The organism is Ruegeria sp. E8, assembly GCF_056533985.1.
The window spans coordinates 695147-716414 of sequence record NZ_JBQFOY010000001.1 but is presented as its reverse complement, the minus strand read 5'-3'; the positions used below and the strand labels follow the sequence as shown (position 1 = coordinate 716414).

Annotated in this window: 18 protein-coding genes and 1 tRNA gene; 11 read left to right on the top strand and 8 right to left on the bottom strand. The window is 55.9% G+C overall.

The features are described 5' to 3' along the window. Positions 1-75: 75 nt before the first annotated feature. The 4 genes from ACR0LF_RS03630 to miaA form a co-directional block, all read right to left on the bottom strand. A complete protein-coding gene (locus tag ACR0LF_RS03630; RefSeq protein WP_480575091.1) occupies positions 76-1539 on the bottom strand; it encodes an ABC transporter permease in 1464 nt (487 codons plus the stop codon). 13 nt (positions 1540-1552) lie between these two features. Further along, entirely contained in the window at positions 1553-2599 is a 1047-nt protein-coding gene (locus tag ACR0LF_RS03625) for an ABC transporter permease (RefSeq protein ID WP_480575088.1), read from the bottom strand. 136 nt (positions 2600-2735) lie between these two features. Beyond that, positions 2736-4400 carry an ABC transporter substrate-binding protein gene (locus ACR0LF_RS03620; protein WP_480575085.1) on the bottom strand — a complete coding sequence of 555 codons (1665 nt, stop codon included), beginning with the start codon at positions 4398-4400 and terminating at the stop codon, positions 2736-2738. Positions 4401-4754: 354 nt separating this feature from the next. Then, the gene (miaA, locus tag ACR0LF_RS03615; RefSeq protein WP_480575082.1) at positions 4755-5648 is read right to left on the bottom strand and encodes a tRNA (adenosine(37)-N6)-dimethylallyltransferase MiaA; all 894 of its coding nucleotides are present in this window, start codon (positions 5646-5648) and stop codon (positions 4755-4757) included. A 97-nt stretch (positions 5649-5745) separates the two neighbouring features. On the opposite strand from miaA, the gene pyrH reads away from it, so the two are divergent. The 11 genes from pyrH to ACR0LF_RS03560 all read left to right on the top strand — a co-directional run bounded on the left by pyrH (position 5746) and on the right by ACR0LF_RS03560 (position 17737). Then, positions 5746-6498, top strand: coding sequence for a UMP kinase (pyrH, locus tag ACR0LF_RS03610; RefSeq protein WP_480575079.1), 753 nt, complete (start codon positions 5746-5748; stop codon positions 6496-6498). Positions 6499-6749: 251 nt separating this feature from the next. After that, positions 6750-7976 (top strand): aminotransferase class V-fold PLP-dependent enzyme, encoded by a 1227-nt coding sequence (locus ACR0LF_RS03605; protein WP_480575076.1) that lies wholly within the window; start codon positions 6750-6752, stop codon positions 7974-7976. Between the two features lie 51 nt (positions 7977-8027). Beyond that, a complete protein-coding gene (locus ACR0LF_RS03600; RefSeq protein WP_480575073.1) occupies positions 8028-9449 on the top strand; it encodes a cryptochrome/photolyase family protein in 1422 nt (473 codons plus the stop codon). Positions 9450-9518: 69 nt separating this feature from the next. Next, positions 9519-10727 (top strand): class I SAM-dependent methyltransferase, encoded by a 1209-nt coding sequence (locus tag ACR0LF_RS03595; RefSeq protein WP_480575070.1) that lies wholly within the window; start codon positions 9519-9521, stop codon positions 10725-10727. Between the two features lie 14 nt (positions 10728-10741). Beyond that, complete coding sequence (locus ACR0LF_RS03590; RefSeq protein WP_480575067.1) at positions 10742-11182, top strand: TrgA family protein; 441 nt, start codon at positions 10742-10744, stop codon at positions 11180-11182. A gap of 27 nt (positions 11183-11209) precedes the next feature. Then, complete coding sequence (locus tag ACR0LF_RS03585) at positions 11210-12325, top strand: NUDIX domain-containing protein (protein WP_480575064.1); 1116 nt, start codon at positions 11210-11212, stop codon at positions 12323-12325. A gap of 68 nt (positions 12326-12393) precedes the next feature. Next, complete coding sequence (locus tag ACR0LF_RS03580; protein ID WP_480575061.1) at positions 12394-13428, top strand: cysteine synthase A; 1035 nt, start codon at positions 12394-12396, stop codon at positions 13426-13428. After that, positions 13428-15854 (top strand): DUF3772 domain-containing protein, encoded by a 2427-nt coding sequence (locus ACR0LF_RS03575; RefSeq protein ID WP_480575058.1) that lies wholly within the window; start codon positions 13428-13430, stop codon positions 15852-15854. Before ACR0LF_RS03580 ends, ACR0LF_RS03575 begins: the two co-directional genes overlap by 1 nt. A 134-nt stretch (positions 15855-15988) precedes the next feature. Continuing rightward, positions 15989-16078, top strand: a tRNA-Ser gene (locus ACR0LF_RS03570). 235 nt (positions 16079-16313) lie between these two features. Further along, positions 16314-16682 (top strand): group I truncated hemoglobin, encoded by a 369-nt coding sequence (locus ACR0LF_RS03565; RefSeq protein ID WP_480575055.1) that lies wholly within the window; start codon positions 16314-16316, stop codon positions 16680-16682. After that, positions 16679-17737 (top strand): adenylate/guanylate cyclase domain-containing protein, encoded by a 1059-nt coding sequence (locus ACR0LF_RS03560; protein WP_480575052.1) that lies wholly within the window; start codon positions 16679-16681, stop codon positions 17735-17737. Before ACR0LF_RS03565 ends, ACR0LF_RS03560 begins: the two co-directional genes overlap by 4 nt. A 6-nt stretch (positions 17738-17743) precedes the next feature. On the opposite strand, the gene ACR0LF_RS03555 is transcribed toward ACR0LF_RS03560, so the two are convergent. The 4 genes from ACR0LF_RS03555 to metA all read right to left on the bottom strand — a co-directional run bounded on the left by ACR0LF_RS03555 (position 17744) and on the right by metA (position 21251). Continuing rightward, entirely contained in the window at positions 17744-18358 is a 615-nt protein-coding gene (locus ACR0LF_RS03555; RefSeq protein ID WP_480575049.1) for a TetR/AcrR family transcriptional regulator, read from the bottom strand. Positions 18359-18471: 113 nt separating this feature from the next. After that, positions 18472-19341 (bottom strand): polyphosphate kinase 2, encoded by an 870-nt coding sequence (gene ppk2 / locus ACR0LF_RS03550; protein ID WP_480575046.1) that lies wholly within the window; start codon positions 19339-19341, stop codon positions 18472-18474. 49 nt (positions 19342-19390) lie between these two features. After that, a complete protein-coding gene (locus ACR0LF_RS03545) occupies positions 19391-20344 on the bottom strand; it encodes an alpha/beta fold hydrolase (RefSeq protein WP_480575043.1) in 954 nt (317 codons plus the stop codon). After that, a complete protein-coding gene (gene metA / locus ACR0LF_RS03540; protein WP_480575040.1) occupies positions 20334-21251 on the bottom strand; it encodes a homoserine O-acetyltransferase MetA in 918 nt (305 codons plus the stop codon). The genes ACR0LF_RS03545 and metA overlap by 11 nt, the downstream gene beginning before the upstream one ends. Between the last annotated feature and the right edge of the window lie 17 nt (positions 21252-21268).

Sequence of the window (21268 nt, the reverse complement as noted above, 5' to 3'; positions counted from 1 at the left end):
TAAGCGACGCTGACACCGCAGAGCCATGCGTGGACGGGCGCACCCACGGCCAATCGGTCGATTTCCTTTATCACATCAGTCCTTCAGACTTTCTTCGCGCAGACCGTCTGCAAGCAGGTTCAGACCAAGAACCAGAGTAAGCAGAGCAAAGGCGGGCGGAAGGGCAGGGTGCAGGTAGATCGACAGAAGCTTGCGCCCCTCGTTGATCGTCGAACCCCAGTCAGGGCTTTCAGGTGGAAGGCCCAATCCGAAGAAACCCAAGGTACCCAAAAGGATAGTCGTATAGCCGATGCGCAGACAGAAATCGACGATCAGCGGGCCACGGGCGTTTGGCAGGATTTCCCATAGCATGATGTACCACGGACCCTCGCCTCGGGTCTGGGCCGCAGCCACGTAGTCTCGGGTTTTGATGTCCAGCGCCAGCCCGCGCACGATACGGAAAACCGTGGGAGAGTTTACAAAGACCACCGAAACGAAGACCACCAGAATACCGCCCGGGATATCGAACAAGTCCAGGTAGGTCGGCAGGCCCCAAATCCGATAAGCGTCGGTATTGATGATGTAGCCACCGGTCGAGATCAGCGACAGGTAAAGCCAGATCGTAACACCCAGAACACCGATCAGCAGAGGCGTGCGGAAATTCGGGCGTGTGTAATAGCGCGAATTCAGCAGCACCCCGATGAACAGGATCGGGAACACGAACAGAACGGCCGCCATATAGTTCGGCACCCCTGTCGCCACGATTTCCGGTGTCACCAGCAGATAGAACAGCAGGATTACCGGGAATGCGAGGATCAGGTTTGCCAGGAACGACAGGAACGTGTCCAGACGACCGCCATAGTAGCCGGCAGGCAGGCCCAGAGTAATGCCCACCATGAAGGCAAACATTGTTGCCAGGGGCGCGATCTGCACCACGATCCAGGCACCTTTGACCATCCGGCTAAAGACGTCACGGGCCAGGTTATCCCCGCCCAGCAGATACCAGGCGTATTCGCCGTCTTCCACGTTGGGCAGAGGTGTTCCGGGCAGTTTGTTCTTCATGCCCGAGACCTGCACCAGCGGGTCGTGGGTTACGATCAGATCAAGTGCGCCGAAGATGCCGGTGAAGACCCAAAACATCACAAGACCAAATCCGATCATACCAATGGGGCTGTCATAGAGTTTGCCGTACAGTCCGAGCCGTCTTTTGAAAGCCATGGACATGGCGAACATGATGATCAGCGCGACCCATACCGGCATGAACTGTTGGGAAATAGCCCCGACAATCCCGGCGCTGGTCCCCATCAGGACACCCAGCACCAGATAGGCCACCGCCAAGCCTACACTGGCCAGGAAACTGTAGTGCAGCGCAAGCTGGATCAGGCCGCGGACACCGCCGCTGGAGCTGATGGATCCATCCGAGTTTACGACGATCTGCTGTTCAGGCAGAAAGATGCTGGCAATGATCCAGACCACGATCGAAATGATCAGAACAGCCAGAGCAATCATCAGCAGCGGGTTCAGGAAGGCAATAGAGCCGGTCCAGGTAAGTGGTTCCATGATCTATCCCTCCTTACGAAATGCGGATGCGCGGGTTGAGGTAAACATAGCCGATATCCGAGATCAGCTGCGTTATAAGCACCACAAAGACCGACACGACCGAAATCGCCAGCAACAGCTGGATGTCGTTATTGCCTGCAGCCTGAACAAGCGCCCAGCCGAAACCCTTGTAGTTGAACAGGGTTTCAACAATCACCACGCCGTTCAGCAGCCATGGGAACTGCAGCATGATGACGGTGAATGGCGCGATCAGCGCATTGCGCAGCGCGTGTTTCATGACGATGTTCGGGAACGAGACACCCTTCAGACGCGCGGTTCGGATATATTGCGCTGTCATCACCTCGGTCATCGAGGCGCGGGTCATGCGGGCGATATAGCCCATGCCGTAAAGCGCAATGGTCAGAACCGGCAGGAAGAAGTTTTCGAAGGTCGGGTTCTCCATCGCTTGCGTCGCGGTGCCTTTGAACCACTTCAATCCCACCGTGGACGAGGTGAAGATCGCGATAAAGATAACGCCGGACACGTATTCCGGTGTCGCCGTCGTTATGATCGAGAAGGTGGAAAGCGACCGATCCAGTGCCGATCCCTCACGCATACCAGCCAGAACACCGACGATCAGCGCGGACGGCACCATAAGGACCAGAACCCAGAACATGAGGTAACCAGTATTGCCGAGACGTTTTCCGACAATAGCGCCGACCTCATCTTTGAAGACGGTGGAATACCCCCAATCCCCCTGAAGAACGCCGCAGAATCGCGGTGTGTCCTCGGCCGTCGATCCGGGTCTTGTACAAGAGCCCACGAACTGGCCGTCTTCCAGAGTGTTCTGGAAACCGGGCATCACGCCCAGCCATTGGCCATACTTTATCAGCGTCGGCTGAAGGTACCCGCGATTTTCAAGCCAGGCTTCGACCTGCTCGTCTGACATCCGCTGGTTGCCCTGCGTCTTCGCGAGCTTTTCAAGGTTTGGGTATAGGTTGGTCAGAAAAAAGACGACGAACGTCAGACATAATGCTGTAAGTAGCATGACGCCGAACCGTCGTAGGATGAATAGTCCCATGGTGGCCCCTGTTGTTCAGGTATTCCGCAGATCAGTGGACCATTTTCTGGCCTCGGACGTCCGACCCCGCGTCGGCGAGTCTGCGGCTGGAAAGGGGCGCCCGTGTCAGGCGCCCCTCGCGTGTTTTTGACTAAGCTTAGGCAGCCCAGCCCCACTTGTAGTGGTGGTGTTCGAAAGTCACGTGCATGTCGGTTCCGACAAGACCCTCTTTCATGTGGCGATAAAGCGAGCGCCAGTAGGGCTGAACAGTAACCCCGTCTTCCTGCAGCAGTGCTTCACCACGCGCCATGACTTCGCGACGCGTATCCGCGTCCGCAATGGCCAGCGCCTCTTCCAGAATGGCGTCAAACTCAGGGCTTGCATAGCCGAATTCATTCCAGGCTTCACCCGAACGATAGGCAAGTGCCCAGATCTGAACACCCAGTGGACGTGGGTTCCAGTTGGTCGAGCTGTATGGGTATTTCGCCCAGTCGTTCCAGAAGGTGTTGCCCGGCAAAACGGTCCGTTTGACCTTGAAACCGGCATCGCGCAGCTGCGCAGCCACGGCATCGGTGGTGTTGCGGCGCCAGTCATCGTCGATCGAGATGATTTCGTGCTCGAAGTCAGCGAAATCGGTCTCGTCCATCAGTGCCTTGGCTGCTGCGGGATCAACCTTTTGCGGCGGAAGCTCGGCATATTCCGGATGCAGAGGTGCAACATGGTGGTTTTCCGCAGGAGCACCGCGACCACCGTAACCTAGTTCCAGACAAACGGCGTTGTCGACCGCCATCTGAAGCGCCTGACGGACACGTTTATCTGCGTAAGGCTTCTGACCGTCGATTTCGGCCAGCTGGTTCGGACGAACAACGATGGTTGCCGCAGTCACAACTTCGGACTTCACGTAGCCAAGCCCATCCATCACGTCGATGAACTCACCCACCGATTCATAAAGCATGTCGACTTCGTCGGATTCCAACGCTGCCAGCCAGGCCGACGGGTCGGTTCCGTAGTCGATATATTCGATACGATCCAGAGCAGGGCGGCCATACACTTCTTCACCCCACCAGGTGTGGTCTGGGTTGCGAACCAGGACGGCTTTTACGCCGACTTCAAGTTCGTCCATCAGATAGGGGCCGGTTCCCACGTTGTTCAGAAGATCCGTCTCGCTGAACGAGCTGTGAACAATTGCACCGGGATAGTCGGCCATGCCCGGAATAAGTGTGATATCCGGCTTCGGCAGGTTCAGCTTGACCGTGGTTGCGTCAACAACTTCGATGACGCCTTCACCAGCCTGACCGGTTTCGCCATCGATCAGTGTTGCAAAGCGACCCGCCATCGAATTGGTTTCCGACGATTTGTCACACCAGCGCGCGATGTTGCGGGCAACGTCGTCGGCCGTGAAGTCATCGCCGTTGTTCCACTTGACGCCCGGACGGATATTCAGAGTGTAGACGGTTGCATCGTCGTTGACTTCCCAGCCTTCCAGCAACATGCCGCGGAACGAGCCGTCCGAGTTGTATTCGACCAGATATTCCAGCGTACCGCGCGACACGTTCGCAATCTGCGACCAGTCATAGGTTCTGGGGTCTTTGAGGGCGCGCACTTCTTGCTGCACACGCAGCGTGCCACCTTCCTGCTTTGCCGTTTCGGCCACAGCAGGTGTCGGCAAACCGATCATGCTGTAAGCCACGGCAGCTGTAACCCCAAGACCGGTCGCACGCGTCATGAATTCCCGCCGGCTCAGCTTGCCTTCGCGGTATTCCTGAGCGTGCATCTCGGCCGCCCAGTGCACCTTGTCTTCGGTGGATACGTTATTCGTCATAGATGTCTCCCTGTGACACTGATTTTGTTGATTGGTTATGGCTCTATGCGACCCGAATTTTTACAGTCGCCAGAGTGAAGGGTTTTGGTATTTGGATTCTGCACATCCCCATGTCGTTATTCGGCACTAGATTTTGTTTTAGGTCAATGTTCGAAATCGTCATAAGAGGTACAAAAACGACATTCGCACACAGTTGAAGTCATGGGTCGTTTTTCTTCATGCAGCCCGACGTGGTGCCGAGATTTCCAAACCTTTTCTTAGAATGTTAAAGGAAACCGGAGCATTTCATTAAGTTTTGTTAAGCTTTCAGAGCTTGATTGCCGCCATGCTCAAGCAAGTCAAAAGCGTGAGGTATCACGTTGAGAAATCGACGTGATTCCATGCCTTCATACGTGCGCGAAACCAGGTGCGTTGCCGCTTGGCGAACTGCCGTGTCGAAATCGTCGCGCGCTCCCGCGCCTGATCCAGAGTCATCGATCCCTCGAGATAGGCGCGAAGTTCAGGAACACCTATGGCCTTGCAGGCCGGAAGGGCTGGGTCGAAGCGGTCCTGCATGGCGCGCACCTCGTCAATTGCGCCCTGTTCGAGCATCTGATCGAAGCGGCGTTCAATCCTGTCCAACAACCATGCTTTATCGACATCAAAAACAATGGGAACCGTATCGCTGAGTTGCAAAACCGGTGGGGGTGTGTCTGCCTGCCACGACAGCAGGCTGCGACCGGTGGCGCGCTGTACTTCCCAGGCCCGTTGCACGCGAGCGCGGTTCTGCGTGTCCAGCCCCGCAAGCGTTTCCGCATCTACACCCGCCAGAAGTTCGGCCATCGGCAACTGGTCAGCCTCAGCCCGAACCACAGGTGGAGTAGCGGGAATTTGGGCTATGCCTTCCGTCAGGGCCGTTAAATACAGACCCGTCCCACCGACAATGATCGGGCGTTGATCGCCTGTTAACAGGGGCGCGACTTCGCGCAGCCAATGGCCAGTGGAATACTCCTGATCATAGGCGATGTGGCCATACAGAAGATGGGGCGCACGCGCTTCTTCTTCGGCGGAGGGCCGGGCTGAGATTACCCGCCAGCAGTCATACACCTGACTTGCATCCGCATTGACGATCACGCCGCCGTGGCGTTCGGCGATCTCCAACGCCAGCGCAGACTTTCCGGATGCCGTGGGTCCGGCAATCAGCACCGGCTTGTCGTCGGGAATAGGCGGCAGTTGCTGGAAAAAAGGGTCTGTCGATCTCCGGGTCATGTGCGGTTGCCTCAATCCTCACCAACCGCATTGAACCTGCGGAGCTTTTGCTTCATTTTGCGCCGGAAATTAACCCCGTGCCAGCCCGGAGCGCAACATGAGCCTTTCCCCATCCCCTGAAACCATTGAAACCCCGAAAACAAAGTACAATCGGGTCATGTTGAAGATTTCGGGTGAGGCGTTGATGGGGGATCAGGGATTCGGTCTGCATCCGCCAACCGTTCAACGCATCGCCCAAGAGGTGAAATCGGTTCACGATCTGGGTGTTGAGATTTGCATGGTCATCGGTGGCGGCAACATTTTCCGGGGCCTGAGCGGATCGGCGCAGGGTATGGAGCGGACCACAGCGGACTATATGGGTATGCTGGCCACGGTGATGAACGCGCTGGGGATGCAGTCTGCGCTGGAAGAGATCGGGGTGTTCACACGGGTGATCTCGGCCATTCGTATGGATGAGGTGTGCGAACCCTATATCCGCCGTCGTGCTGTTCGGCACCTTGAGAAAAAGCGGGTCTGTATCTTTGCCGCCGGTACAGGCAACCCGTACTTCACCACGGACACTGCCGCCACTCTGCGCGCCAATGAAATGGCGTGTGAGGCTATCTTTATGGGCAAAAACGGCGTTGACGGCGTGTATGACAAAGACCCCAAAGAACATGCCGACGCCGTGCGCTACGACTCTGTCAGCTATGACGACGTGCTGGCCAAGCGGCTGCGGGTGATGGATGCGTCGGCCATCGCACTAGCGCGCGACAACAATCTGCCTCTGATCGTATTCGGCCTGGATGAACCTGGTGGCTTCCGCGGCATTCTCGCAGGCGAGGGGACCTATACCAAGGTTCAGGGGTAAGACCGGACATTGGCGCGCGAACCAAACCCCGGCACTTGGCCGGGGTTTTTTGTTTTGTACTGCCGCTTGACGGTCACGGGCGCGGCTGTCTAAGTATCTCTGCTCTTGTTCAACGAAGGGCTGCCCCGTGTTTCGCCATCCCAAGGCGTAAACGCAGGCTAGGCTGGAAGACCTGCCATGATTTCTGAGGTGTCCGGAAACATGTGTGGGCATCTCATTGATCTGAATGCAAAATTAAGGAGCAATGAGGCATGAGATCTCTGGATATCGATTTCGTTCGGGCGCAATTCCCGGCCTTTTCCGAACCCAGCCTGCAAGGGCAGGCGTTTTTCGAAAATGCGGGCGGTTCTTATACCTGCAAGCCGGTGATTGACAGGCTAACGCGGTTCTATACGCAGCGGAAGGTTCAGCCCTACGCCCCTTACGAGGCCAGCCGTCTGGCAGGTGCGGAAATGGACGAGGCCCGTGCGCGCATGGCCGCCATACTGGGCGTTGATGCGGATGAGCTGAGTTTTGGTCCGTCGACCACACAAAATACCTATGTTCTGGCACAGGCGTTCCGGCAATGGATGCAACCCGGTGAGGCCATCGTTGTGACCAATCAGGATCACGAAGCCAATTCCGGCCCGTGGCGGCGGTTGGCCGAAGCCGGGATCGAGGTGCGGGAATGGCAGATCGACCCCGAAACCGGATCGCTGAACCCTCGGGATCTGGAAAACATGCTGGACGAAAAGGTGCGTCTGGTCTGTTTCCCGCATTGTTCGAACGTCGTGGGTGAGATCAACCCGGTGACGGAAATCACCGCAATCGCCCATGCTGCCGGGGCATTTGTCTGCGTCGATGGTGTATCTTACGCGCCCCATGGATTTCCGAATGTGGGCGATCTGGGGCCGGATATCTATTTGTTTTCGGCCTATAAAACCTACGGTCCGCATCAGGGGTGCATGGTCATTCGACGCACTCTGGGAGAACTGTTGCCCAACCAGGCGCATTTCTTCAACGGCGACGTTTTGTACAAGCGCTTCACCCCTGCAGGCCCGGATCATGCGCAGATCGCTGCCAGCGCAGGTATGGCAGATTATATCGAAGAGCTTTGCGCGCACCATGGAGGGCCTGATACGGGCGCGGCAGAGCAGGGCGCATTTGCCCACGATCTGATGCGGGCGCATGAGGTCGCGTTGCTGCAACCGGTTCTGGACGCGGTCAAGGACCGTAACGCAGTTCGTTTGATCGGCACCTCCGATGCCAGCCGACGAGCTCCTACGATTGCGCTATCGTTGACTCGCCCGGCTGAGCCTGTTGCTGCAGAATTGGCCACGTATGGCGTTATGGCTGGTGGAGGTGATTTTTATGCCGTGCGCCCGTTGCAGGCCATGGGTGTAGATCCCGAACAGGGCGTTTTGCGGGTCAGTTTCACGCATTACACCTCGCAACAGGAAATTGATCAGCTTTTAGAGGCTCTTGAGCGCGTTTTGTGATCCATTATCCTTGAGGTTTCGTAGAAGAAAGAAAACCTCAGGGCGGACGTTGTGCACGAGCAGTCTCCTATCATTATGTGGTTCCGGCGGGATTTGCGCCTGTCGGACCATCCAGCTTTGACAGCGGCGGTCGCGAGCGGTCGCCTGGTCATCCCCGTCTTTATTCACGACGAGCTTGTGCAACAGCTGGGGGCCGCGCCGAAATGGCGGTTGGGCCTGGGGTTAGAGGTCTTTGGTGCATCTCTGACGCGTATGGGCAGCCGCCTGATCCTGCGATCCGGCGACGCGCTTGAGCAGTTGCAAAGGATTGTGGCCGAGACCGGAGCCGGCGCAGTCTACTGGTCCCGCGCGTATGATCCGGCTTCGATCAAGCGGGACAAGCGGGTCAAATCCGCTCTGACCGAGCAGGGCGTGTCGGCTAAGTCCTTTGCAGGGCATTTGCTATTTGAACCCTGGACAGTCGCGACCAAGGCCGGAGGTCCGTTTCGCGTTTACACCCCGATGTGGCGCGCCGTTCAAGGACGGGACGTATCGGCACCAGATGCACCTGTGACGCGATTGCCCGCACCTGCATCATGGCCCGAAAGTGAAGATCAGAGTGCCTGGCAGATGGCGCGCGCGATGAACAGGGGGGCAGACGTAGTTCGCCCATATGTTCATCCCGGAGAGCAGGCCGCACGCGATCACCTTGACGAATTTCTTGACCGAATTGCGCAATATTCCAGCCATCGTGACAGGCTGGATTTGGACGGGACGTCCAACCTGTCGGAATACCTCTCACTGGGAGAGATCGGTCCGCGTACTGTCTGGCATCGGGTGCAACAGGCCGCGCTGATGGGGGCATCGGACACTGGGGCTTTCTTGCGTCAGTTGGTCTGGCGCGAGTTTGCCTATCACTTGATGTTTCACACGCCGCACATGGTCACAGACAACTGGAGGCCGGAATGGGACGGCTTTCCCTGGAATTCGGACCCCTACCATCCTGAGGTTGTCGCCTGGAGGCAGGCAAGAACCGGAATTCCAGTCGTCGATGGTGGCCTGCGGCAAATGTATGTGACTGGTCGGATGCACAACCGGGCGCGAATGATCGTTGCAAGCTATCTGACCAAGCATCTGATGACACAGTGGAAAATCGGGATGGATTGGTTTGAGGATTGCCTGATCGACTGGGATCCGGCCTGCAATGCAATGGGCTGGCAGTGGGTGGCGGGCTCCGGCCCTGACGCCGCTCCGTTCTTTCGCATATTTAACCCCCGAACACAGGCAGAGAAATTCGATCCCGAAGGAACATATCTGCGGCGTTGGATTGCTGAAAATCAGGTCGATCCGAGCAGCACAGCCCTGTCATACTTCTATGCCATCCCCCGCAGTTGGCACCTGAATTCACATACAGATTACCCGGAACCCGTTGTTGATTTGTCCGAAGGGCGAAACCGGGCGTTGCGCGCGTATGAAAGCCGAAAAAACGACTAAGGAATTGAAAACTTGCCAGAAACAAAAACGCGGCCTAGCTTTACACTAACACCGCAGAGGGGAGAGCGGATGATCCTGACGACGACTGAAGGGCAAAAAGACCTGCCCAGATATTTCGCGCAAGTTTTCAAAATGCTGAGCAAAATGGAATTCGGGCGTTTGGATATCACATTGCCCGACGGCCGCACGTTCCGAGCAGAAGGGGCCAAGCCCGGACCGGTTGCTCAGGTCGATATCCATGACGGTGACGTGTTCGCTCGGCTGATCCGCGAGGGCGAATTGGGCTTTTCCGACGCTTATCTGGACGGGCATTGGAGTACACCGGACCTTCGGTCGTTTATGGACCTCGTGCATTTGGGATCCGAGACTGTCTATGACGGTTTCACCGGCAAGTTGCTTGTTCAGGCTTATGAAAGGTTGCGGTTTTGGCTGCATCGCAATAACCGCGCGCAAGCCAAAAAGAACATCTCGTATCACTATGATCTGGGCAATGATTTCTACGGACTTTGGCTGGATGAAACGATGACCTATTCCAGTGCCATCTTTGAAACTGGGCAGGAAAGTCTGGAAAAGGCGCAGACCGCTAAATATGCCAGCCTTATTGACGAAATGGGTGCTAAGCCCGGTGACCATGTGCTGGAGATCGGATGCGGTTGGGGCGGGTTCGCGGAATATGCCGCGAAAGAGCGTGGCTTGCGTGTCACCGGTCTGACCATCAGTCAGGAGCAGTTTAATTTCGCAACAGAACGCATTGAAAAGGCAGGTCTATCTGGCCTTGTGGAATTCAAGCTTCAGGACTATCGGGATGAACGCGGCCAATATGATGGCATCGCATCGATCGAGATGTTCGAGGCCGTAGGTCAGAAATACTGGCCAGTCTATTTCGAAGCGGTCCGCGAACGCCTCAAGCCCGGAGCATCTGCAACCCTACAGATCATTACCGTGGGGGATCACCGCTGGGACTATTACAAGAACGGCGTTGATTTCATTCAGAAATACATCTTCCCCGGTGGAATGTTGCCTTCGCCGACGATCCTGCGGGAGCAGATAGGTGAAGCAGGATTGAACGTGGTGAAATCGAAGGAATTTGGCAAAAGCTATGATCTGACCCTGAGGCGCTGGTACGAGACGTTCAACAACAAGTGGGACCAAATCTCGGACATGGGGTTTGATGAGCGTTTTCGCCGCATGTGGAATTATTATTTAACGGCATGCGGCGCGGCCTTTGACACGGGCAATTGCGATGTGACACAGATCACAATAGCGAAACCGAGTTAAATACGGACTGTCCTATGCCCACTGCCACGCGCCTTGTAGCCGCCGTTTGTCTTGTCGTGCTGGCGTTTATCGTTTCGACCATGATCATCGAAAACGGAGAAGAGGGTAAGGACTATGGCTACTTCACCTATGTCAATATGGCCCTTGGCGCGATCTGTGGCTGGAAAATCATGGGCAAGCGCGCCGGGCGCGGTTGGACGGCGGGTATCAACAACGGGCTGACGGGGGTTGCCTCGTTGGTGTTCTGGGCGCTGTTTGTGCAAGGGTGTTACCGTATGTTCGACCTTGCGATGCGCAATCGCTATGGGGGCCCGTTTGAAGCGGTCTTGGCTATTTTCAAGATCGGGATCGAATACGGCAAGGAACTGATCTATCCGGAAATTTTGATTACGTTTGCCATTGGCGCGGTTGTTGCGGGGCTGGCAACGGAACAGGCCAGCCGAAAGTGGCGCTGAACAGTTTCATCACAAGAGAGCTCGATTTTGTCTGATTTGTTCTTCTATGGAACGCTGCGGCACCTACCGTTGTTGGAACGCGTTCTGGGTCGTCCGCTGAGCGAAATTGCAATCCACTCAGCCAGTCTGCGCGACCATGCCGTTCATGCGGTACAAGGGCAGGATTTTCCAATGATCTTGTCAGCGGAAGGTGCCAAAGCCAAAGGCGTACTGGCGCAAGGCTTGTCGTCCGATGATCTGGCCCGGCTTGCGTATTACGAGGGTTCCTTTGACTACGACCTGAAGCCGTTGAAGGTCGTACTGGAAAACGGGGTTGAAGCAGACGCGCAGGTCTTTTTTCCCGCCCCCGGAGTGTGGCAACCGGGGGATCTGTGGTCGCTACAGGATTGGGTCGACAGGTTGGGAGAGATCACGACGCTCGCCGCCGAAGAAGAGATGGCCTATTTCGGCAAAATCGACCCGCAGACTATGATGCGCAGTGTTCGCCCGATTCAAACCCGCGCCTGGGCAAAGATCCTGGCCGGGCAGCGACGCACCGGAGATGAACGGGACGTGACCCGAGATGTGATTGTTCACCGACACGACCGCGTCTATGTAGATTACTTCGGGATGGAGGAAATCGACCTTCAGCACCGGCAGCATGATGGCAGCATGGGCCCCGTGTTGCGCAGGGCAGGATTGATGCAAGGCAGTGCCGTTTCTGTGTTGCCGTATGACCCTGTCCGCGACACGGTGCTGGTGGTGGAACAGTTTCGACCACCTGTGTACCTGATCAACGATCCCGAGCCTTGGCTTTGGGAAGCCGTGGCCGGAATGATCGATCCGGGCGAAACACCGGAACAGACGGCACATCGCGAGGCGATGGAGGAAGCCGGGGTTAAATTTCACAAGCTGGAATATGTGGGCGGAGCTTACTCCTCCAGCGGTTCCTCCACCGGGTTCATGTATCTGTTTGTCGGGCTGGGCGACTTGACCGAAACCACTGTTGCCGGTGGGCTGGATACTGAAGGCGAAGATATCCGTAGCCAGATTTTGCCGTTCGATGAATTCATCGACATGACAGACCGCCATGTTTTCAAGGATTTGCAGCTGGTGTCTTTGGCCTATTGGCTGGACCGCCATCGCGACCGTTTGCGCGTGTGACTATCGCGCTTGTGGTCTCGGCGGTGCGGCTGTAAATCTTCGAGGATACTTAACGACAAGGGGCGAACATGCGCATTGCACGAGATCTTGCTGACGCAGTAGGAAAAACACCTTTGATCCGGCTGCGCCGTATCAGTGAAGAGACTGGATGCGAAATTCTTGGCAAAGCCGAGTTCATGAACCCGGGTCAGTCCGTCAAGGATCGCGCTGCGCTCTATATCATCAAAGACGCCATTGCGCGGGGCGATCTAAAGCCCGGCGGCACCATCGTGGAAGGCACCGCCGGCAACACCGGCATTGGTCTGGCGCTGGTCGGGGCGTCGATGGGGTTCAAGACGGTGATCGTGATCCCGGAAACCCAGTCGGAAGAAAAGAAGGACATGTTGCGTCTGGCTGGTGCCCAATTGGTTCAGGTGCCTGCAGCACCGTATCGCAACCCCAACAACTTTGTACACTATTCCCGCCGTTTGGCAGAGGAGCTGGCGCAGTCGGAACCCAATGGCGCGATCTGGGCCAACCAGTTCGACAACGTGGCGAACCGTCAGGCGCATGTGGAAACCACAGGGCCCGAAATCTGGGAGCAAACCGGCGGCAAAGTTGACGGGTTCGTCAGCGCGGTGGGGTCTGGGGGCACGCTTGCCGGTGTCGCTGATGTTCTGCAGCCCAAAGGCGTTAAGATCGGACTGGCCGATCCGATGGGTGCTGGCTTGTTCTCTTACTACACGACAGGCGAGATCGCGATGGAGGGCAGTTCGATTGCCGAAGGCATCGGGCAGGTGCGTGTCACCAAGAATCTGGAAGGGTTCACACCAGATCATTCCTATCAGATCACTGACAACGAAGCGCTTCCTTACATCTTTGACCTGCTGCGCGACGAAGGGCTGGTCATGGGCGGCTCGACCGCGATCAATATGGCGGGTGCGGTGCGTCTGGCCAAGGAAATGGGACCGGGCCACACCATCGTGACGATCCTGTGTGATTATGGCACGCGCTATCAGTCCAAGCTGTTCAATCCCGAGTTCCTGCGTGAAAAAGAGCTGCCGGTTCCGGATTGGATGACTGAGGCACCGCGCAGCATCCCCGGCGTGTTCGAGGACGTGTAATGCTGGGACAGGTCCGCCTGTTTCTGACACTGGTATTCCTGGGCCTTTTCGCTTTTGCGGAAGGTGCTGTCGCGCAGCTGACGGATCGGCAAAGCGAGTATTATCAGGGTTGGGTCAAAACGGCGGACCGTGCCGAAACCGTGATCGAGGCGAACCGGGCCTCGGACGCGGCTTTTGAGAATTTGCGTTCTGAAATAAACGGTTACAGGGAAGACTTTAATCGCGCACGCGGTGCAAATACCGACCGCATCACCACGCTGGAAAGTCAGATCAAGGCTCTGGGTCCCAAACCCGAAGGGGACGCGACCGAGCCGGAAGATATCGCCAGGCTTCGCTCTCATCTTGAAGAACAGCTCAACAGTCTGCGCGTGCCCCGTATCATATCCGAAGAGGCGTATAGCCGCGCCAATGGTTTGATCAGTGAAATAGATCAGATCCTTCGCGCACGGCAGACAAAGGAATTCTTTGAACAGGGGCCGTCGCCGATAAACCCTGCCTATTGGGGTCCGGCGTGGGTGGATGTCAAAGAAGCCATCCAGAGTCTGGCAAACGAAACGATCACCAATTTGCGTTCCGATGTCGCACGCGAGCAAATTCGTGATCGTGGATTGGCGATCTTTATCCTGCTGGTGCTTGCAGCCGTGCTGCTGATCTTTGGCAAACATTGGTCGGAACGGGGCGGCGACTATCTGAGATTACTGGGTGGGGCAGGGACCGGAGTGTGGTCCTTTGTGATCTCACTGTTTCGAATTCTGCTGCCGTGGATCGGGGTATTGGCAGTCGTCACAGCGATCAGGTTGACCGGCGTTCCGGGTTTGAGGGGAAGCCTGCTTTTGCAGAATATCCCCTACTGGGCGGCTATCATCTTTTTCTATGACTGGATCGGTCGCCAAGTCTATGTGATCGGCGCGTCGCAGGGGTTCAAACGGCTGTCGGTCGCGCGCATCAGAGAACTGCGTGTTTACATAGATCTGCTCGCCCTGATGCTGGTTTTACACGAACTTGCGCTGCTGTTCGAACGGATCGAAAACATCTCGGACGCGACCCGTGCTGTTGTCAGTTTCCCGGTCATTGTCGCAACAGCATTGTTGTTGCTGCGAATACGTCAGATTCGAACAACCGATGGTCCACCGGATCAATCTGCTTCGACCCGCTCGGCCGGCTTCAGTCAATTGGTCGAGTTCCTGCGCAGAGCTTTGTTCCTGTTGGGGATCGCGTCCCCGATTCTGGCGGTTTTCGGCTATACCAATGCAGCCGAAGCAATCGTATTTCCGGCCGTGAGGACGCTGGTGCTGATCGGGGCGTTGGTCATACTTCAGCGGTTCATCAGCCAGATTTACGGTTGGATCACCGGGCAGGGTGAGGCCGCGCGGGATTCGCTTTTTGCTGTGCTGGTCGGGTTTGTTCTGGCTATCGTGGCTCTGCCCATTCTGGCGATCTATTGGGGCGCGCGTGAGACCGATCTGCTTGAGGCTTGGTCGCGTCTGCTGCTTGGTTTTGATATCGGCGGCGTCACGGTTTCGCCTAAAAACTTCCTGACCTTCGTTGCCGTCTTTGCAATCGGCTACACGCTGACGCGGTTGCTGCAAAGCGGATTGCGCAACTCGCTTTTGCCAAAGACCAGCATCGACCCCGGTGGTCAAAACGCGATCGTCGCCGGGTCCGGGTATGTCGGAATCTTTCTCGCCGCATTGGTGGCCATCATGGTGGCCGGGTTTGACCTGTCGTCTCTGGCAATTGTTGCCGGTGCCCTGTCGGTTGGTATCGGCTTTGGTCTGCAAACCATCGTGTCCAATTTCGTCTCTGGCATCATCCTTTTGGTGGAGCGTCCCATCTCGAAAGGGGACTGGATCGATGTGAACGGCATGATGGGATATGTGCGAGACATCTCGGTCCGCTCGACCCGGATCGAGACCTTTGACAGGACCGATGTGATTGTACCGAACTCTGATCTGATCAGCGGAGTCGTTACGAACTATACCCGCGGCAACACGATTGGGCGGGTGATTGTTCCGGTTGGCGTTGCTTACGGAACCGACACACGTCTGGTTGAAACCATTCTGGGTGAGATCGCCAACAGCCACCCGATGGTCTTGGCCAACCCGGCGCCAAGCGTGGTGTTTCAGGGGTTCGGTGCGGATTCTCTTGATTTTGAAATCCGCGCGATCCTGCGTGACGTGAATTGGGTTCTGTCCGTGAAATCCGACATGAACCATGAGATCAACCGCCGATTCTCGGAGGCGGGCATCGAGATTCCCTTTGCCCAGCGTGACATCTGGTTGCGCAACCCCGAGACCCTGCATGCTTCGGGCAAGGTAGAGCCTGAGAAATCTGACTCCGTGGATGCTGAGCCGCGCGAGGTCGCGAAGAAACCGGTGGACCTGACCGAGGCCGATATGGACCCTGATGCAGGGGATGAGGTCTGAAGCCATTGCCAACGATATGTTTCGGTCGTTGTTTGGCTGAAATAGTGTGGCCCGGATTATTTGAAATATTCCCCGGATTTTGCCGAACTGAGGCCTTGCAAATCCGCTGACATTCGTCCAAACATCGCCGGCACGGAGAGGTGGCCGAGTGGTCGAAGGCGCACGCCTGGAAAGTGTGTAGGCGGGAAACCGTCTCCAGGGTTCGAATCCCTGTCTCTCCGCCATAAACCCTTCTGTCATGTCGAAAAAATCGAGGTCCACGCAAGGGGAGTGCGTTCGGATCGACGGTTTCAAATCCCGCAGCGCAAATAGAAAGTCTCAGGTTCCAAACATAGCTGCGCCTTGGGCAGGTCACCGGTTCATTGGATCATTCTTCGGTAGAACATCATAAACATTAACAAAAATATCAATTTGATATAGAGTTGTAGTGTTATTGATTGGTAACGCGCGGGTATACGTGTGGCACAGACACTCTATGAAAAATACGGCGGTTTCAAAACGATCAGCCGAGTCGTGATGACTTTCTATGAAATGGCGTTGGATTCGGATGATATCGGTCATCATTTTGAAGACATCGATATGCCGCGTCTGATCGACCATCAGACGAAATTTGTATCCTCTTTGATCGGTGGTCCAGCTTCTTTCAGTGACGACAGGATCGAAGCCGTTCATCGGCATCTGAAGATTTCGCATGATGAGTTTGACGTCATGGCCGAGCTGTTCGGGGATGCGCTGAGTCAGCACGGAATGTCGGATGGCGATATCAAAACTGCGCTGAGCGCGATTGAAGGGAAACGTTCGATCATTGTCACCCGGAACGCGGCATGAGCATCCTGGCGATAAACGAACAATTGCTCCGCGCGATCGGGGTCGGCGTCGCCGTGGTGCGGGCCTCGGATTTGCAGTTTGTGTTTCACAATGGCCCCTTCACGGAGTGGTTTGGCACTCCTGAGGAGGGCAATTCACTCAGAGATATCTTGCCCGATCTTGATCCAAAAGAGCTGGAGGATGTAAAGCAGTCCGGCCTGAGGTATTCGGTCGAATTGCAGATCAAACCGAAACGCAGGACGTTGATCTTTGCGGTTACGGTCTCGCTGGCCAATGGCTTGTCCGAGCAGGTGCTGATTATCGAATGCCAGAACATCACCCGCATTCGCGAATTGGAAAGCATGATCGACAGCTATTCCACCATGGTCGAGCGCAACACCAGAGAATTGGAACGCGAAAAGGAACGTGTCGAACGCCTGTTGCTGAACCTGATGCCCCGGGCTGTCTATGAAGAATTCAAGACGTTCGGTGTGGTCACGCCGCAGCTGTATCAGCAGGTCTCGGTGGTGATGCTGGATTTCGTCGGGTTTACGGATTTTGCAGCTAAAACCGACCCGACGGTGACTCTGAGCGAGTTGAACGACATTTTCACGGCCTTCGACCGGATCGTCGAACAATTCGGGTGCGAACGGATCAAGACAATCGGCGACGCATATTTGGCCGTGTCTGGAATGCCGGATGCCACGCCGGATCACGCGACTGCGGTGGCTCATTGTGCCGTGCGTTTCCTGCGCTATCTTGAACGCCGCAACGAAAGCCATCCGCATAAATGGCAGGCCCGGATCGGGTTGGGCATGGGCGCGGCGGTTGGATCGGTCGTGGGGATTCAGAAATATGTCTATGACGTGTTTGGTCCGGCCGTGAACATCGCGTCGCGTTTGCAGGTCTTTGCCAATCCCATGAACATCGTCGCCCCGGAAGAGATGAAATACGCCCTGATCGACGAGTTTCAGGTCTCGGAACTTGGGCGTGTTGATATCAAGGGGATGGGCGAGATGGATCTGATCAATGTGACGTCGGGCCTGAGTATGCCTCAGAGTACCCATTCGTTCTGACAGGTGTCAGTCGTCCTGAGGGACCAGACCCAGACCACGCAGGTATATTCCAATTCCACTTTCCAGCAGGTCTTCCGGAGGGAAGGGTGACGTCGCACCCGTGTTGCGGGCATAAAGTTCGACAACACCGTGGCTCATCGCCCAGATATGGGCACTGAACATCGAGGCGGGTGGGCGTTTTTCCGGCGGAATGTGCTGGGACAGATCAGCAGCGGCTTTTTCCAGAACGGATTTCGCTCGGTTGGCGGCAAGGGATAATTCAGGCGTCCGGTTCAGTGATATTCCGCTTTCGAACATGGCGATGTAGTGGCCGGGATTTTTGCGCGCAAAGGCCAGATATGCGCGCCCCGTTGCCTCAAAAGCCGCCAAGGCAGAAGGCTGGCCCTTGTCATAAGCGAATTGCATCAGGTCTGCGAACATCTCGAAACCTTGCCGCGCAGCTTCGGCAATCAGATCTTCGCGGCCGTGAAAATGACGATAGACGGCCGCAGGCGTGACTCCTGCGGTTTTTGCGGCCTCGGACAAGGTGAAACCGGTCGGCCCCTTTTCTTCGATCAGGGACAAAGCCGCCTCGATCAAGGCTTGTTTCAGGTTTCCGTGGTGGTAGCCCCGTTTCGACATCCCGGCCTCAGGTTTCTTGAATAGCTGTTGAGTTACAGGGACATAGAACAAAGATGCACCGTCGTCCAACACTTGCCTGTGAAAGACTTGGCCGGGTCGGACAAACTAGCAAACTATGCCTCCCAAACATCCGGACCACCGCAGATCTGAGGATCGATATCACCGATGCTTTTCTTGTCTTTTTCATCATAATCCAAAGCATGCAGAACCGTTTGGATGGCCGCAATACGTGCACGTTTCTTGTCGTCGGAACGAACGATCGTCCAAGGGCAGGCATCCGTGTGCGACCGGGTCAGAGTTTCCGAGATCGACTGCGTATATTCATCCCATTTATTCAGGCCTGCCACGTCAATCGGGCTGAGCTTCCAGTGCTTCAACGGATCAGTTTCGCGCGCCAGAAAACGGTTCAACTGCTCGGCGCGGCCAACGTTGAGCCAGAATTTAAAGAAATGGATGCCGTCATTCACCAAACCCATTTCAAGCGGCAGAACCTGACGGAAAAACCGTTCACGCTCTTCCTGTGTGCAGAAGCCAAAGACATTCTCGACGACACCGCGATTGTACCAGCTGCGATCAAAGAACACGATTTCCCCAGCAGCGGGCAGGTGGGGTACATAGCGCTGGAAATACCACTGGCTGCGCTCTGCATCCGATGGTTTGCTGAGCGCCACGTTGCGCGCCCCGCGCGGGTTCAGGTTTTCGCGAAACCGTTTGATGGTTCCACCTTTGCCAGCAGCGTCGCGACCTTCGAAAATGATGGCAACACGTTGACCGGTTTCCTTGACCCAGGATTGCATTTTGACCAATTCAATCTGAAGCAGGTCCATCTGCTCGTCATAATCCTTGGTCTTCATCTTTTCGGAATAAGGGTAGGTCGCGTTCAGGATATCGCCCTTTTTCGCGTTTTTTATCTCTTCTCGCACAGCTTTGGGCGCGTCTTTTTTATAGTACTTTTCGATAGAACCTTTTTCGGACCGGGCCATAAGCTACCTCGCGATAAAATCCATATCTGACTATGGATTAGAGCTTGGATTAACGCAAACCCGCACGCTGTGCTGCGCGATCTATCGCAGCGGCAACTTCAGGTGCGGCGACCACCTGTGGCATATGGCCGATACCTGGCAACTCGATCAATTCGGCACCAGGGATTTGTTCGATCAGGCGTTCGGAATGCCAGTCGAGGCTGACAGTGTCGTCGGCTGTGCCATGAATGATTTCGGTTGGAACCGTAATCTCGCCATATCGTGGTTGCAGGCGTGTAACTTCGTCCAGAAGGTTGGCACGCTGCTTGGCATTGGCATGCATTGAGCCGCGCCGCATCGTCAGCTCAGGTCCGAAATGTTCGGCATAGCCGTCAGGGGCCGTTTGCGGTGCAAACACCTTATCCAGCGCCTGTGTAACGTACCAATCAGGCACGAACGAAGTGATTGCCGGCAGAAGCAACGCGTTGCCTGCCGTGGTTGAGGCAAGACGGTTGAACCCATCCAAAGGTGTTTCCCACGGTATTGCGGCAGCGGCGATCAAAACCAGAGCCGAGATATTCTCGGGCCGGGTTACAGCCCAGGCAAGCGAGACCGAACCGCCATAGCTTTGCCCTGCGACGATGGGCTTTTCCGCCCCAAGCTGGGCAGCTGCCCGTTGCAGGATATCCGCCTGTTCGATGATGGTTTCGCCATCCGGATTGAAACTTTCCGAATACCCCAGACCCGGCCGGTCAAAGACGATCACGCGGTAGGACCTGGCCAGAATGGGGGCCAGTGCAAAGGTCATATCGCGGGTGTTTCCGCTGGAGCCATGGATCAGAACGACATCAGGCCCTTCGCCCATGACCACGGCGTGAACAGCAACGCCGTCCACGTCCAGAATTTGCCCTTCGGGGGGAAAGGCCGCCTCGGCCAGCGCTTCGTTTCGGGCGCTGCGCCAGGTTGTCAGCACGGCAAGGCCCAGAACGATCAGGCTAAAGGATATCAGAGCTTTAGTTACCAATTTTAGTCATATCAAAAGGCGTGGACTGATAGATTTCGTTGATCCAATTGCCATAGAGCAGATGCGCATGACTGCGCCACCGGTTTTGCGGCGTCTTGGATGGATCATCGTCGGGATAGTAGTTGATCGGCACGTTGATGGGCGTGCCGTTCGAGACGTCCCGGTCATATTCCTGTTTCAGCGTGTCGCTGTCATATTCGAAATGGTTGAAGATATACAGCGCCCGGTGGTCGGGATCTTCGACCAGACAGGGGCCGACATCCTCGCTGCCCAACAGGGTCCTGAGACCGGGGGCGAGGTCAATCTCATTCTGTTTCATTTCCGTCCAGCGGCTAACCGGAATAACGCAATCATCCGAAAACCCGCGCAAGAAAGGCGAGGCCGGATCCAGATTGAGATGACGGAAACACCCAAAGGCCTTGGCCTCCAGCATATGCTTTCGAACGCCATGGAAATGGTTGATCATCGCCATACCGCCCCAGCACACTCCAAAGGTGGAATGCACGTTTGTCTGGGTCCACTCAAAGATTTCGCTGATCTCGTCCCAATAGGTCACATCACCGAATTCCAGATGCTCAATCGGGGCACCGGTAATGATCAGACCGTCGAACTTTTCGTCCTTGACCTCCTGAAAGGGGCGGTAGAATTCGGACATATGCTCGGCGGCGGTGGTCTTGGTCCGGTGTTCGGTCATGCGGATCAACGACAGATCAATCTGCAACGGTGTAGCACCGATCAGGCGAGCGAACTGGTTTTCGGTCTGAATTTTCTTGGGCATCAGATTCAGCAAACCGATACGCAGGGCGCGGATATCCTGACGCATTGCCTGATCTTCATCCATGACCATGACGCCCTCTTTGGTCAGGACGTCAAACGCAGGCAGATCTGATGGGATTTTGATGGGCATGTGTCAGGCTTCTAAGA